Source organism: Acinetobacter sp. ANC 3903, assembly GCF_002135315.1.
Taxonomy (GTDB): Bacteria; Pseudomonadota; Gammaproteobacteria; order Pseudomonadales; family Moraxellaceae; genus Acinetobacter.
Map to the genome: position 1 here is coordinate 68502 of NZ_NEGA01000008.1, position 15428 is coordinate 83929.

General features: G+C 42.3%; 12 protein-coding genes. 6 read left to right on the forward strand and 6 right to left on the reverse strand.

What is annotated here, in order from left to right:
- Nucleotides 1-157: 157 nt before the first annotated feature.
- The 3 genes from B9T29_RS07875 (at nucleotide 158) to B9T29_RS07885 (ending at nucleotide 4088) form a co-directional block, all read left to right on the forward strand.
- Nucleotides 158-1528 carry a uracil-xanthine permease family protein gene (locus B9T29_RS07875; RefSeq protein ID WP_086175393.1) on the forward strand — a complete coding sequence of 457 codons (1371 nt, stop codon included), beginning with the start codon at nucleotides 158-160 and terminating at the stop codon, nucleotides 1526-1528.
- Between the two features lie 65 nt (nucleotides 1529-1593).
- Nucleotides 1594-2631 carry a class I SAM-dependent methyltransferase gene (locus B9T29_RS07880; RefSeq protein WP_086175394.1) on the forward strand — a complete coding sequence of 346 codons (1038 nt, stop codon included), beginning with the start codon at nucleotides 1594-1596 and terminating at the stop codon, nucleotides 2629-2631.
- On the forward strand, nucleotides 2628-4088 hold the full coding sequence (locus B9T29_RS07885) for an amino acid permease (protein ID WP_086175395.1): 1461 nt from the start codon (nucleotides 2628-2630) through the stop codon (nucleotides 4086-4088). Before B9T29_RS07880 ends, B9T29_RS07885 begins: the two co-directional genes overlap by 4 nt.
- 56 nt (nucleotides 4089-4144) lie before the next feature.
- Here B9T29_RS07885 and B9T29_RS07890 read toward each other — a convergent pair whose 3' ends face one another.
- Together B9T29_RS07890 and omp38 are read right to left on the reverse strand one after the other, a co-directional pair.
- On the reverse strand, nucleotides 4145-4972 hold the full coding sequence (locus B9T29_RS07890; protein WP_086175396.1) for an alpha/beta fold hydrolase: 828 nt from the start codon (nucleotides 4970-4972) through the stop codon (nucleotides 4145-4147).
- Nucleotides 4973-5117: 145 nt separating this feature from the next.
- Entirely contained in the window at nucleotides 5118-6173 is a 1056-nt protein-coding gene (omp38, locus tag B9T29_RS07895) for an outer membrane protein Omp38 (RefSeq protein ID WP_086175397.1), read from the reverse strand.
- 374 nt (nucleotides 6174-6547) lie between these two features.
- On the opposite strand from omp38, the gene B9T29_RS07900 reads away from it, so the two are divergent.
- The 3 genes from B9T29_RS07900 (at nucleotide 6548) to B9T29_RS07910 (ending at nucleotide 9013) form a co-directional block, all read left to right on the forward strand.
- The gene (locus B9T29_RS07900) at nucleotides 6548-7069 is read left to right on the forward strand and encodes a GspH/FimT family pseudopilin (RefSeq protein ID WP_086175398.1); all 522 of its coding nucleotides are present in this window, start codon (nucleotides 6548-6550) and stop codon (nucleotides 7067-7069) included.
- A gap of 116 nt (nucleotides 7070-7185) precedes the next feature.
- Nucleotides 7186-8361: a thiolase family protein gene (locus tag B9T29_RS07905; protein WP_086175399.1), complete on the forward strand. Its 1176-nt coding sequence runs from the start codon at nucleotides 7186-7188 to the stop codon at nucleotides 8359-8361.
- A 202-nt stretch (nucleotides 8362-8563) separates the two neighbouring features.
- Complete coding sequence (locus B9T29_RS07910) at nucleotides 8564-9013, forward strand: VOC family protein (RefSeq protein ID WP_086175400.1); 450 nt, start codon at nucleotides 8564-8566, stop codon at nucleotides 9011-9013.
- Between the two features lie 74 nt (nucleotides 9014-9087).
- On the opposite strand, the gene B9T29_RS07915 is transcribed toward B9T29_RS07910, so the two are convergent.
- The 4 genes from B9T29_RS07915 to B9T29_RS07930 all read right to left on the reverse strand — a co-directional run bounded on the left by B9T29_RS07915 (nucleotide 9088) and on the right by B9T29_RS07930 (nucleotide 15342).
- Nucleotides 9088-9573 (reverse strand): DUF934 domain-containing protein, encoded by a 486-nt coding sequence (locus tag B9T29_RS07915; protein WP_086175401.1) that lies wholly within the window; start codon nucleotides 9571-9573, stop codon nucleotides 9088-9090.
- Entirely contained in the window at nucleotides 9566-11209 is a 1644-nt protein-coding gene (locus B9T29_RS07920; RefSeq protein ID WP_086175402.1) for a nitrite/sulfite reductase, read from the reverse strand. Before B9T29_RS07920 ends, B9T29_RS07915 begins: the two co-directional genes overlap by 8 nt.
- A 253-nt stretch (nucleotides 11210-11462) precedes the next feature.
- The gene (locus tag B9T29_RS07925) at nucleotides 11463-13865 is read right to left on the reverse strand and encodes a glucose/quinate/shikimate family membrane-bound PQQ-dependent dehydrogenase (RefSeq protein WP_086175403.1); all 2403 of its coding nucleotides are present in this window, start codon (nucleotides 13863-13865) and stop codon (nucleotides 11463-11465) included.
- Nucleotides 13866-14061: 196 nt separating this feature from the next.
- The gene (locus B9T29_RS07930; RefSeq protein WP_086175404.1) at nucleotides 14062-15342 is read right to left on the reverse strand and encodes a carbohydrate porin; all 1281 of its coding nucleotides are present in this window, start codon (nucleotides 15340-15342) and stop codon (nucleotides 14062-14064) included.
- Nucleotides 15343-15428 lie beyond the last annotated feature (86 nt).

Genomic DNA, 15428 nt, shown 5'->3' on the forward strand with positions numbered 1-15428 from the left:
TAAATTTGAGGGCAAATTATACAGAAAAAACTAAACTTTTAGTAGTGACAGTTTATTGACAGTTACAAGTTTTTTTGGCTATTCGCCTTTTTTTGGGTTTGTAAACACGTGTAACTCGATTAGAATAACGCCAAATTGCTGCTGTACCTTCCTTTACATGTCTGATTTAAAAAACTCTCCCGAGCAACAAAATCGTCTTGATTTGGTCTACGGATTAAACGATCGACCTAAACCCTTCATCGCTTTTTTGGCTGCTCTGCAACATTTACTTGCGATTATTGTCCCAATTGTCACGCCCGGATTGCTGATTTGTTTAGCCCTCGGTGTTTCAAAAGAAGACACCAACATGATTCTTTCCATGTCTTTGGTGATCTCAGGGATTGCAACCTTTCTACAATGCAAAAAAGTCGGCCCTTTGGGCGCAGGCTTGCTGATTGTTCAAGGGACCAGTTTCAACTTTATCGGTCCTATTATCGGGATTGGTTCTGCTATGGTCGCTGCAGGTACGCCGGTTGAAGCGGTGATGGCTTCAATTTTTGGTGTGGTGATTGCAGGTTCATTTATTGAAATGGGCGTTTCACGCATTTTACCGTGGGTAAAACGACTGATTACTCCGCTTGTTACAGGTATTGTAGTACTGCTGATTGGTTTAACCTTAATTAAAGAAGGTTTAATCAGTATGGGTGGCGGTTATCAGGCCATGGGTGATAAAACCTTTGCCAATGCAGATAACCTGATCATGTCATGTACCGTATTGGCGATTATCATTGTCTTGAACCGTGTCCGTATTACCTGGGTAAAAAGTTCCGCTATTTTAATTGCCCTGCTGGTCGGTTACATTCTGGCGGGCTTTATGGGCCATCTGGATTTTTCCGGCTTGAAAGATGCTCCACTCGTACAAATTCCAACTCCAATGCATTTTGGTATAAGTTTCTCATGGAGCTTGTTTATTCCAATGGCATTCATTTATTTGGTGACATCACTGGAAGCGATTGGAGACATTACCGCGACCTCTAAAATTTCCAACCAGCCTGTAGATGGTGAAAAATGGATGGAACGTATTAAAGGTGGTGTACTGGTCAATGGTGCCAACTCATTCCTGGCCGGTATCTTCAATACTTTCCCAAGTTCTGTTTTTGCGCAAAATAATGGCGTGATTCAGCTTACTGGGGTTGCCAGCCGTTATGTCGGTATCTGGATTGCTGCATTATTGGTGATTCTGGGCTTGCTGCCTGCTGTTGCTGGCGTGATTCAGGCTGTACCACAAGCCGTACTTGGCGGTGCGGTCATGGTGATGTTTGGTGCAGTGGCTGCCTCAGGTATTAATATACTGTCAGGTATTCATCTTGACCGTCGTGCCCTACTGATTATTGCCATTTCTCTGGCACTCGGTTTAGGTGTTGCACAAGTCCCACAAATTTTGGAACATCTTCCAGAATTATTCCGTAACATCTTCAGTTCAGGTGTAGCGACTGGTGGTATTGCCGCATTGCTCTTAAATATTATTCTTCCTGAATCGAAGAAATAATTTCATTTCAGCATCAACTCTGCCCAGCATTGTCTGGGCAGAGTTTTTCAATGGCGAGATAAAAAATGGATCCAAGAAGTGAAGTTGTCATTCGACAGCATGAATATCTTTCTGGACGTGTGCTTTTAGTCAATGCACCGACTGATGATTTACTTTCCAATCTAGAGAAAGACATTACCCCATGTTTGTGGACATGGAATTATAATGAATTTCAATATTTTCAGTCTCAGCAAGCCGCTGTACATTTTGGTGTTGAGCTTCCTGAAGGCAGTTTTGACCAGGCCATTATTTTTGTGCCTAAGTCCAAAGAACTCTTAAACTACCTGCTGCACAATGTAGTCAACCGCTTGGGGTTGGGTGCTTCTATTTTCCTGGTTGGGGAAAAGAAAGGTGGGGTTGAGCGTGCAGCCAAACAGCTACAGCCTTATGGTAAAGCCGTCAAACTGGATAGCGCACGCCATTGCCAGCTATGGCAAATGACGATTGAATCGACGGTTAAAGAAAAAGCTTTGGCAGATTGGGCACAACAATATACTGTTAGCACACCAAAAGGTGATCTCAGCATTTGTGCCCTTCCCGGCGTATTCAGTCAAAATCGTCTGGATGTCGGTACAGCAGTATTTTTACCGTTTTTATCGCAAGTCACTTCAGGTAAAATTGCCGACTTTGGCTGTGGTGCAGGGATCATCAGTGCTTATTTGGCAAAACTGAATCCCAAAAACCGTATTTTTGCCATGGATGTGGATGCATTCGCATTAGCTTCTACCCGCATGACCTTTGAAAAAAATAGCCTCTCACCAGAACAGCTGGAAATTACCGCTGTTACCGGTATTGAAGACGCTCCTCTTTTCTTGCATGCCATTGTCAGCAATCCGCCTTTTCATCAAGGCATTCATACCGATTACAATGCCAGTGAAAACTTGTGTAAGACTTCACGACGTCATTTGAAATCCGGTGGCGAATTATGGATTGTGGCAAACCGCTTTTTAAATTATCCATTACTCATTGAACAAAGCTTTGGTCAATGTATCACCAAAGCAGATCAACAAGGTTTTAAAGTGCTGTTCGCTAGCACTGAAAAAAATCTTAAGGAACAACGATGAGCGAAACTCAATCTGCACATTTACAGCGTAAGCTGGGTGCACGTCATTTGAATATGATCGCCATTGGTGGTTCTATCGGTACAGGCTTATTCCTGGCTTCTGGTGCAACAATTGCCAATGCCGGTCCGGGCGGTGCTTTACTGGCTTACTGTTTGATTGGCATCATGATTTATTTCCTGATGACCAGTCTGGGTGAGCTTGCAACCCACAACCCAACTTCAGGTGCCTTCTTTACCTATGGTACAAAATACGTAGAAGGCGGTTTTGGCTTCGCATTGGGATGGAACTATTGGTACAACTGGGCCATTACCGTTGCATTTGAACTGGTTGCAGTTCAGTTCATTATGAAATTCTGGTTTCCCGATATTCCTGGATTCTACTGGAGTGCCATTTTCCTTGCCGTTATTTTTGCTATTAACTCACTCTCTGTAAAAGGCTTTGGTGAAAGCGAATTCCTATTCTCTTTAGTTAAAGTCATTGCCATCATTGTGTTTATTATTATTGGTATTGTCATGATTGCGAAAATCATGCTGACGCCAAACATGGTGACTTTTGCCAACTGGACTAAAGGTGATGCACCTTTTGTTGGTGGCTTACAGGCCATGATCGGTGTCGCCATGATTGCCGGGTTCTCCTTCCAGGGTACAGAGATGGTGGGTGTGGCTGCAGGTGAATCCAAGGATCCTAAAAAGACCATTCCTGTAGCTATTAAGCAAATTTTCTGGCGTATTTTATTGTTCTATGTGGTGTGTATATTCATCATTGGAACATTAGTGGCCTATGATGATCCGCGCCTGTTACAGGCGGCTGCGAGCGATAATATTACCCTGTCACCCTTTACTTTACTGTATGAGAAAGTCGGTTTTGCTTTTGCTGCAGGCTTAATGAATGCGGTGATTTTAACTGCAATCCTGTCTGCGGGTAACTCGGGCATGTATTCATCCACCCGCATGCTGTTTGACATGGCACGTAAAGGTAGTGCACCAAAAATCTTTGGTAAACTTGATGCGCGTGGCGTACCGATGAATGCCTTGTATGCAACCACTGCAATTGCAGCGCTCTGCTTCCTCACTACCTTTATTGGTGAGCAGGAAGTATTTAACTGGTTGTTAAATATGTCAGGGATGTGTGGTTTTATTGTCTGGCTGGGCATTGCCATTTCACATTACCGTTTCCGCAAAGGTTATTTGGCACAGGGTTATAAACTGGAAGATTTAGCTTATAAAGCCAAGTTTTTCCCGTTTGCGCCTTGGTTTGCATTTATTCTTTGTACCATTGTCGTGTTGGGACAAAATTATCAAGCCTTCCTTAGCGGTGACTGGCTTGGCATGTTATCTACTTATATCAGCATTCCATTATTTCTGGTGATTTGGCTGGGTTATAAATGGAAAAATAAAACCAAGTTGGTTTCTTATCAAGACATGGATGTTAAGCCCATGAATCCTGATCAGGACTAACTCTACTGTTGTCATAAAAAAACAGCCTTTTGGCTGTTTTTTTATGTTTATGATTGTCAGTAGTGTACCAAAAACTCTTTCAAGGCAAAGCTGACTTCATTTTTATAGGTGGTACATAAACCATGTGGTGCACCCTTAATTTGCTCTTCTACCGCATGTTTTAAAAGTTTGACGGTCTGCTGACTACAAATTTCTGGCGGTACAATTTCATCTGCTGTTCCATACATCACCAAAGTAGGTACAGTAATCTGGGTTAAATCTTCACGTAAATCTGTTTCTGAAAAAGCATGAATACAATCGTAATGTGCTTTAATTGACCCCTGCATGGCAATACGCCAGAAATTTTGTATCACCCCTTCTGAGGTTTTATTTAATAATTTGTCGTAGCCATAAAATGATTTAGCAAAATCCAGATAAAAATCGGCTCTATTGGCCAATAAATTGGCACGCATTTCATCAAATACGTCTGAATCTACACCGTCTGGATAATCCTCTCGCTTAATCATCAGAGGAGTTACAGCTGCAATGAGCGCGAGTTTAGTCACCTTTTGCTGGCCATATTTTGCCGTATATCGTGTTACCACTGCTCCACCGGTAGAATGTCCGACTAAAGCAAATTCAGTTAATCCGAGGTGTTCAATAAGTTGATGCAAATCTTGTGCATATTGATCAATGCTGTGCCCTGCCCAAGGTTGACTTGAACGTCCATGACCACGTCGGTCAAATGCAATGACCCGAAAGCCATGTTCAGCCAGAAATAACATCTGGTCTTCAAAAGCATCACTTGATAAAGGCCAGCCATGGGAAAAAACCACGACAGAACCATCGCCCCAATCCTTATAATAAATCGAGGTTCCATCTGTTGTTGTTAACATCTGTGTCATTTTTTCACCCTCTTTTTATTGTGTATATGGGTGTTTATTAGAACAAGATCAAAATAAAACTGTGTATTAAACAAGTTATGCTTATGTAGCACGCAAAAAAAAGCAGCCTTACGGCTGCTTTTTCTTAAATCAGTTCAATAATAAATTATTGAGCTGCAGGAGCTTGTTGAGCAGGTTCTGCAACAACTGTACGGCTACCAGAAATAGTCGCGAATACACGACGGTTCATAGCACGGCCTTCCTTAGTGTTGTTGTCAGCAATCGGTTGATCCCAAGCGAAACCTTGAGTAGACAAACGAGCTGGATCTACATTGTATTCATTTACAAGTGAAGATTTAACAGAGTTAGCACGAGCTAAAGATAAACGTTCGTTCAATGCACGTGGACCAGTGTTATCTGTGTGACCTTCGATGCGAGCAGTAGCGTTTGGATATTCAACTAACTTCTCAGCAACTTTCGCGATTTCTGGTTTGTATTGGTCTTTGATGTTTGATTTGTTTGTATCAAAGAACACACGAAGTTCCATGTTAAGGTCTTCAGTCAACTCTTGTGGAGCTGGTTGAACTGGAGCTACAGGCTCAACTGGAGCAACTTCAACTACAGGAGCAGCAGGTTTCAAGTGACCACCAAGAACTACGTTAAGGCCAGCTAAAGCTGTATAGTTCCAGAAATCTTCATCGATGTTATAAGTAGCACGAGCTTCAGTACGTAGAGATAAAGCATCGTTTAAGCGCCAGAAAGCACCTAGACCTGCGTTACCTAAAGTACCTTCTTCAGACTCACCATCTGCAATTGAACCTGCAGCTTTATATTTGTAATGACCAGCACCTAAAAGTACATATGGCTTGATTTTGCTGTCATAGTTTTTAGTGATCAAATCAGAAGTAGCATAGAAGTTACCATTGATTTGAGTCTGCTTATATTCTGCACCTGCAGGTACGCCAAGGCCTTCTACATCACCTTTCACTTGGTTATATTCAGCCTCAAAACCTAACCATGGAGTTAATTCAACTCCAAGAGCAGCACCAACAAATAAATCGTCTTGAAGTTCAGGACCATCTGTTAAATGATCTCCGCCGTTGTTGTGTTGAGTGTCTTGGAAAGTATAACCAAGCATTAATGGAGTAACAGTTACGCCTGCGTTTGCAGCTGCTAAAGGAGCAGCTACGAGCATTGCTAAAGCAATACGACTCATTTTCATGGATTTATCCTCCAGAGATAACAATTGTTGTTCAAGCTAAAGCCTAGAATTTGGCTATTTCTGAGATAGGCTTTCTTATACCCCAGTTTTATTCTTAAGCTATTCACAGTGAATCATACAAACACTTTATTTTTTTTCCAAGTGCTTGATAACTTTAATCAAGTAAATTATTGACAAAATTACTTACAATTTCCGTTGTAATTCGGTAATTTTTTACTCAATTTATTCTTATGAATAGCTTATTGTCACTTGCAAATTATTTTAACAGCTTTCTTAAAAGTTGAGTAATAAATATTACCCGCAAAAAAAACAATTAAAAAAAAAACACTAATAACACAAATAATTAAAAAATATATATTACAGGATCACTTTAAATGCTTTTTCAAAACAAAAATGGTTTCACGTTAGTTGAGCTCATCGTTACTTTGGCAATTTTTACCATTCTGGCGACCATCGCTTTACCTTATTTTCAAGACATAAAAGCCAAACAGGAAGTCAATTCCACTACCAATAAACTGATTTCAACGATTCAATTAGCTAAATCGCAAGCATCTATTTATCATAGCAATGTGGTGATATGTCCAAGTCAAAATAAAGTGAATTGTCAAACAAACCAATGGACTACCAGTTTACTGGTTTTTCTCGACAGCAATAAAAATAGACAAATTGATACGGGTGAAAAAATTATTTATACAGAATCTACCGATTTAAAATATGGGCACTTAGACTGGAAAGGAACTTTGAATGTTCCCAGCTTAACTTTTCAAGCAGAAAATGGCTTGCCCATAGGTTCAAATGGCAGTTTTTATTATTGTTCAATGGTTTCTGATCATCACCAAAAACTGGTTCTGAGCGCGATGGGACATATTCGGATCGAAAACCTATCGAGCTGCTAAAAAACTTGTCAGTCTAAAGACATCCTATAATCTTTCTTTATTCCGGCTCGTTTTTTAATATACTGCTTAGGCTTGGAAAATAATTCCCTAAAAAAATCAATCTCGGAGAAAGAACAATGACAGACATCGTAATCGTAAATGGGGCACGTACCGCAATGGGCGGCTTCCAAGGTAGCTTGGCCAGTGTAACCGCTCCAGAACTTGGTGCAGTATGTATCAAAGAAGCGATTGCACGTGCAGGATTACACGCAACCGATGTCGAAGAAGTCATTATGGGCTGCGTGCTCCCTGCCGGCTTAAAACAAGGACCAGCTCGCCAGGCGATGCGTAAAGCTGGGCTACCTGATTCAACAGGTGCAGTCACGATTAACAAACTATGTGGTTCAGGTATGAAAGCAGTGATGCAAGCGGCTGACATGATAAAAGCCGGTTCTGCTGAAATTGTGGTGGCAGGCGGTATGGAATCTATGACCAATGCACCATATATCCTGCCTAAAGCACGTGGTGGCTTCCGTATGGGTCATGGTGAAATCAAGGACCATATGTTCTTGGATGGTCTTGAAGATGCCGAAACCGGTCGCTTAATGGGTTCATTTGCACAAGACACGGCAAATACACGTGGCTATACGCGTGAACAAATGGATGCCTTTGCGATTCGTTCATTAGAACGTGCACAAAAAGCCGTAAACGAAGGTTACTTTGCCGATGAAATCGTGCCTGTAACCGTATCGAGTCGCAAAGGTGATGTTGTTGTTGATAAAGATGAACAACCCTTTAACGCGAACATTGCCAAAATTCCAACGCTTCGTCCTGCATTTGCGAAAGACGGTACCATTACCGCGGCCAATGCCAGCTCGATTTCAGATGGTGCTTCTGCACTTGTACTCACCTCGAGTGAAAAAGCTGCTGCGAAAGGATTGAAGTCTCTTGCAAAAATTGTGGCTTATGCTTCAAATTCACAGCATCCTTCAGAATTTACCATTGCTCCAGTCGGTGCCATTCAGAAAGTTTTAAATAAAACTGGTTGGGATGCACAAGATGTCGATCTTTGGGAAATTAACGAAGCTTTTGCCATGGTGACCATGTGCCCAATGGATGACTTCAAACTTGATCCAGCTAAAGTAAACATTAATGGTGGTGCATGTGCACTCGGCCATCCGGTGGGTTCTACTGGTTCTCGTATTATCTTGACCTTGATTCATGCACTTAAACGCACTGGCGGCAAGAAAGGTATTGCTACCCTATGTATCGGTGGTGGTGAAGCGACCGCTGTAGCGATTGAGTTGCTTTAATTGTTTTGAAGTCTCCCTTTGTTAAGGAGGTAGACCGGAATATTCCCCCTCTCTCTAACTCTCTTCCTGAGGAAGAGAGAGCATAAAAAGATCCATCAAAAGAGGGATTTTTTTATGCTTACACTTTTTTATATTTTCATCATCAAAATTTAAGCTTAAGCCTGCTAGATTAGAACCATCAAAACAACAACAAAGGCTTATCATGCAACTCAATCATTATCTGAATTTCCAAGGTGAAACCGAAGCTGCCTTTAACTTTTATAAATCTGTTTTTGGTGGTGAGTTTTCCAATCTTACCCGTTATGGGGAGTTACCAGCGCAAGAAGGGGTCACGCTATCTGAAGCAGATAAAAATCTGATTCTGCATGTCTCACTACCGATTAATGCATTTACAGAACTGATGGCATCCGATACCAATGATCAATTCTGTGCACAAAATAATACCGTTTTCACCAAAGGTAATAATCACTATATTTCAATTAATCTGAATGCCCATGAACAAGCAGAAGCAAAACGTTTATTTGACGCGTTATCTGTGAATGGACAAATTGAAATGCCATTAGACAAAACTTTTTGGGGTGCACTGTATGGTGCCTTTACTGATCAGTTCGGGATTAAGTGGATGGTGAATTGCCAATTAGAAGCAATGTGATCTCAATTTTTTATTCAAACACGCATAAAAAAGCCGGAATCAATCCGGCTTTTTTTAACATCTGCTTAAAACAATCAAGCACCTGTTTGATAATGTGCTTTTTCAACTGCAGTTGAAGCTTGGTATGGGTTGGTAAAGTCACCTAAACCAGCCGCTGCTTCCTGAATATCTTTACCTTCTTTCACCACAAAAGTATCGAATCCAGAACGCTTCATGTAATTTAATACGTCTTTGAATACATCGCCAGTTGCACGCAATTCACCTTGGAAACCTTGACGGCGAAGAAGCGCTGCAAATGAATAGCCACGGCCATCGTTAAAGCCTGCAAATTCGATAAAAATTGCATCCAACTGGTCAAGCGGAAATTCATGGGTTTCAGGAGAAGCATCTACAGTGATGTAGAGTGCTTTTTTACCTGAAACATTGGCAATTTGATCTAACTGTTCAACAGTTAAAACCACGTCACCTTGTGGCAATACGCCATCTTCACCAATAAGCTGGTAGGTATTGTCTGCAATCGTGCCATCTTTAGAGAGCACTTGTAGTGCGGTATTAAGCATATGCACGCTCCTTGAAGGGTTGAATGCTGACACGGCGGTATGTATCAATAAACTCTTCACCCTCAACACGAAGGTCAAGATAGGTATTTAGAATTTCTTCAACCACATCAGCTACACGATCTGCTGCAAATGATGGCCCTAAGATGTCACCAATTGAAGCATCATGGTCTGCATTACCACCAAGCGTAATCTGGTAGAACTCAGCACCTTTTTTGTCTACACCTAAAATACCGATATTACCGACATGATGATGACCACAAGCATTCATACAACCTGAAATGTTCAGGTCAAGCTTGCCTAGGTTATAGATGGTATCCAGATCATCAAAACGTCGTGAAATCGCTTCTGAAATCGGAATTGATTTTGCATTCGCCAATGAACAGAAATCACCGCCTGGGCAGCAAATGATGTCAGTCAAGAAACCAATGTGCGCACGAGCAAGGTTGTGTTGATCGAGGATTTGCCACAATTCAAACAAGTCTTTTTGTGGTACATCTACCAAGGCAATATTTTGTTCGTGTGTGGTACGGAACTCACCGAAGGTGTACTTGTCTGCAAGATCAGCAATCAGGTTCATCTCTTCAACCGTCATGTCACCCGGTGCGATACCGGCACGTTTCAAAGAAATCGTAACAATACGGTAGCCTTGCATTTTATGAGCATTGGTGTTGATGTTGAACCACTGCTTGAACTTCGGATGCGCTGCAAACTGTTCAGTAAAGTCTTCATCGGCATAAGCTTGATAATCAAATGGCGTGAAGTTCTCATCCATTTTTGCCAAGGTGTCTGCATCGATTTTTAAAGTTTTTACTGTATGTGCAAATTCAGCTTCCACTTTTTCTGCAAATACTGCAGGCGTTAAAGCTTTTACTAAAATCTTGATACGAGCTTTGTATTTGTTGTCACGGCGACCGTGCAAGTTATATACACGAAGTACTGCTTCTAAATAAGCAATCAAATCTTCACGTGGCAAGAAGTCACGGATAAAGCTACCAATCACCGGGGTACGGCCCAAGCCACCACCGACTTTGATTTTATAGCCCATCTCGCCTGCTTCATTACGCACGATGTATACACCGATGTCATGGAATGAAGTTGCCGCACGGTCAGTTTCTTCTAATGCAGAAACCGCAATTTTGAACTTACGTGGCAAGAAAGCAAATTCTGGATGGAATGTAGACCACTGACGAATCAATTCACAGGTCGGACGTGGATCTGCAATTTCACCCGCAACCACACCGGCATACTGGTCAGTCGTGGTATTACGGATACAGTTACCTGAGGTCTGGATTGCATGCATCTGAACTGATGCAAGCTCTTGCAACATGTCCGGTACATTTTCTAGTGCAGGCCAGTTAAACTGAATGTTTTGACGTGTTGAAACGTGTGCATAACCACGGTCATAGTCTTTGGCCAATTGCGCAATTTTACGCAATTGTTTTGAATTCATCAGACCATAAGGTACTGCAATACGCAACATTGGCGCATAACGCTGTACATAAAGGCCGTTTTGCAGACGAAGCGGACGATATTCATCTTCCGTCAATTTACCTGCTAAATAACGTTCCGTTTGGTCACGGAACTGTGCAACACGTTCATTGACCAGTTGCTGGTCAAAATCAGTATATAAATACATGGCGTACAGCTAGTAGTTTCTATTATAACGGTGCACAGCATAGCGAGATTTGATCTATCAACAAAATGCGTTTTTTACATATTTAATAGCGGTTTTATTGATAAGTGTGCCGAACCTTAACAGATATAAAGCCTTTCGGCCTTTTTTGATTCATTTCCAGTGATATTGCTTATTTTGTTTATTCTTTAGCATTTATTTTCATAAAAAAAAGCCCAACGAATTGGACTTTTTAAACTTAACCTAAATAGGCAGTTTATTTTTTATCGGGTAAGGCATAAGCAACCACTGAGTCACCCATCTTGGTACCGAATGAACCATGACCACCGGCCATAATGACTACATATTGTTTACCATTGGCTTCATAAGTCATTGGAGTCGCCTGGCCACCTGCAGGAAGACGGCCTTTCCAAAGCTCATCACCATTGGTCACATTGATGGCACGAATGTAATTGTCCTGGGTTGCACCGACAAACATCAGATTACCTGCAGTAGAGATTGGACCGCCCAGCATTGGCACACCCATTTTGAATGGAGGCAATGGAATAACCGGAAGACTGTCACGGATGGTACCGATACGGCGTTTCCAGGCCACTTTATGGGTATTTAAATCGACACCCGCGACAAAACCCCAGCTTGGTTGTTTACAAGGCAGGCCAAATGGAGAGAGGAACGCGCTGATTTCAACACCGTAAGGCACGCCATACATTGGCTGTACACCAGCTTCGGTACCTGCACCTTTGGCAGTTTTAGCGCGGTTTGGATCTTCAGGGATCAGTCTGGACACAAATGGCAAGCCAATCGGGTTCATCAAAGCAATTTGACGGTCTGGGTTGACTGACATACCGCCCCATTCAAACACACCCAAGTTACCCGGAAAAACCAAAGTGCCATTTTCAGAAGGTGGTGTATAAATACCTTCATAGTTCAATTTCTTGAAAGATACACGGCAGATTAACTGGTCAAACATAGTGGCACCCCACATTTGTTTATCGGTTAATTTTTCTTTCGGTGCCATGTCAAAATCAGAGAATGGCTGTGTAGGTGAATAACGTTCGCCTTTGGTTTGTGGGCCGCGTTTCACTGTTTGCGGCACTGGATGCTCAGTAATCGGCACAATTGCTTTACCAGTACGGCGGTCAAGCACAAAGGCATTCCCTGTTTTGGTCAATACATATATTGCAGGAACAATATTGCCTGATTTATCTTTAATGTCAGCTAAAGAAGGTTGTGCTGGTACATCCATATCCCACAAGTCATGATGAGTGGTTTGGAAATTCCACACCAACTTACCGGTAGATGCATTCAGCGCAAGCATTGAGTTGGCATAACGTTCATCCAATTCTGTGCGGTGACCGCCATAAATATCTGGGGTACCTACACCGGTTGGTACATACACAATATCAAGTGCAGCATCATAGGCCAAAGGTGCCCATGCGTTTGGCGAGTTATGTACAAATTTTTGACCCGGTGCTGGAATCGCATTTGGATCTTCTGCACCTGTATCAAACACCCAAAGCAGTTCACCGCTATTCACATCGTAACCACGGATGACACCAGAAGGCTCTTCGGTCGAATAGTTATCGGTGGTCGAACCCGCAATAATGATGGTCGTACCAGTAATGACTGGAGGTGAAGTTGGGATATAACCACCCGGATACGGGAATGGCATGTCTTTTTGCAGATCCACTTCGCCATTGGTACCGAAGTCAGTACATGGTGTACCGGTTTGTGAATTCACCGCAACCAGACGACCGTCATTGACAGGCAGAATCACTTTTTGCGGACATTCAGCAGAGGTGGTTTTCTTGGCAGCTAAACTGGTTTCAAAACCAGCCGTATTGTTGACATCAAAATAAGATACCCCGCGGCAAGTTAAATGCTGATAGGTATGATCAGCCTTAAGTTTAGGATCATAGGTCCATTTTGCCTTACCTGTTGCAGGATCAAGTGCAGTCAATTTTTGGTGAGTGGTACACATGTATATATTGTCACCGACTTTAATTGGCGTGACCTGATTGGTAGTTTCAGCTGAGTCGTTTGCAGTTTTGAATTCACCCGTGTGATATTCCCAAGCCACTTGTAGGTCTTTTACGTTTTCAGAATTGATCTGTTTTAACGGAGAATAACGTAAACCAGACTGGGTACGGCCATAAGCCGGCCAGTCAGCATCTGCCACCCCCGGAATGGGCGGCGATGTTGCAGGCTGTTTGGTGCTTAACTCACTCCGAATTTCTTGAGGATCATTAAATACCGAGTAGATCATCACCGCAATGGTGATTGCCAATGTGCCTGTAAGCGCCAGTTTTGCGCCTTTGGTATTTTTAAATCCGCGAGTCGCTGCAGGAATAAGCAATAAAAGACCAAAGATACCTAAAATGTCTAGACGGGGTGCGAGCGCAAAGAAGTCAGAACCCACTTCCCAAAGCCCCCAGACCACAGTGCCTAATACCAGCAATGCATAAACCAGAAGTGCGGAACTTTTTAATTTTTGCAATAAAACTGCAGTAACGATGAAGAATAAACCTGCAATGATGTAGTACCAAGACCCACCCAGCACTGCAAGATATATTCCTCCAATCAGCAGCACTAAACCGAAAATGATGGCAACTACAGCCAAAACCGTTTTTAAAACTGAACCTGAAGAGGGAGTGCTCATATTGACCACCTATTTTTAAGATTCTTTTTAAAGCTCATACCTAAATTTAAATATGAGCACCTTTTTTAGTTTTTAGATTTTAAATATCTGAATTAAATCAGCCTTTATAAAGAGAGGTGTGCTCCAAGCATCTCCTGATAAAACCCAAGTACTTATCATCTAGAAACTAGACATCTAGAAACTAGACATCTAGAAACTAGAATGCGGTTTGGAATTTAATGCCGCCAACCCAGGCATTTTCACCATTTTTATATGCACCCACCTGGTGGATATATTGAACATTGGGACGAATGATTAGCCAGTTTGTGGCATGGATACCGTAATAAATTTCGGTATTGTATTCTTCATTTTGTAGACCACGGACATCTACATTATTGGTAGTGATGTTTGCATCATTGACATCATCATTGATATTGATACGAGCTACACCGACCGCAATCTCATCTTGAGGACGAGAATCCATTAAACCTTTATAAACCAAACCAATATTTTGCATGTCACTGACTTGGTTTGTGTCACGATCATGTACAGTTAGGTTTACAAAGCCACTCAAGCCACGAGAAGCATCGCCGTTATGAGCAGTCAGTTGCTGTTTGGCAACCAGCCAGCCGCCCTGATGATGATCTTTTTGATTGGTGATGCTACCGATAACAGCTGCATCCACAGTACTGTAGTAATAACCGGCACGGTATTCACCCGGAAGCTTTGCAGCACCGAGTTTCGGTGTCCAAACTACTTCAGCAGGAATAATCGCACCATGAGAACCATCGGTGCTTAAATTAAAGCCTTTACCACGCTCTAAGTTTTCAGGGTTATATTCATAAGCACCGACTTGTGCATACACGTCTGGAGTCAGGTTGTATTTCACCCGTGCAGCCCATTGGCTGACCGGCCAGTTGTACCACTGATCACCGACCCAGTTACCGACTTGTGAACCACACAGCGTCAGGTTCTGAAAATCGCAGTCGAAGCTGTTGAAGTCTTCACCTTCACCAAAACGACCGACTTTCACGTCCAGTTTTTGGTCCAGGAATTTTTTCTTGATCCAGAAGTCAGTTAAACGCCAAGTTTGACCACGGCCCCATACTTCTTGTACTGAACTTTTATGACCGGCCAAGGCATCGGAAGTTTGAGAGAGTGAACGGCCATTTCGTTCGGTCACGGTAATTTGCGCTTCGGTGTCTTGCCAACCTGCAATTTTCTCTAAGTCTAAGTGAGCACCTAAAGCGAATTGATCGGCATATTCAGTGCCATGACTGGAATGATTCTCAGAGTCCAGCAGCGTCGCCAGCTCACCGGTATAGCCAAAGCTGAAATCGAAACCTTTAGCTTGGAGCTCGCTACGTTTACCATTCCAGTCACCAAACATCCACTGGCTTTGCGGGTCAAAAGCTTCTGCTGCATGTACTGTTGAAATGGCACAGCTTAGGGAGATTAAGCTCACACCAAAACTAAATGTTCTACTTAATTTTTTCACAGTAGATCACCTTTATATTATTTTTTTGTAATATTTATGCTACTCCTGTTTTTCTGTAACCTTGGGCACAAATTGTTAATACATTG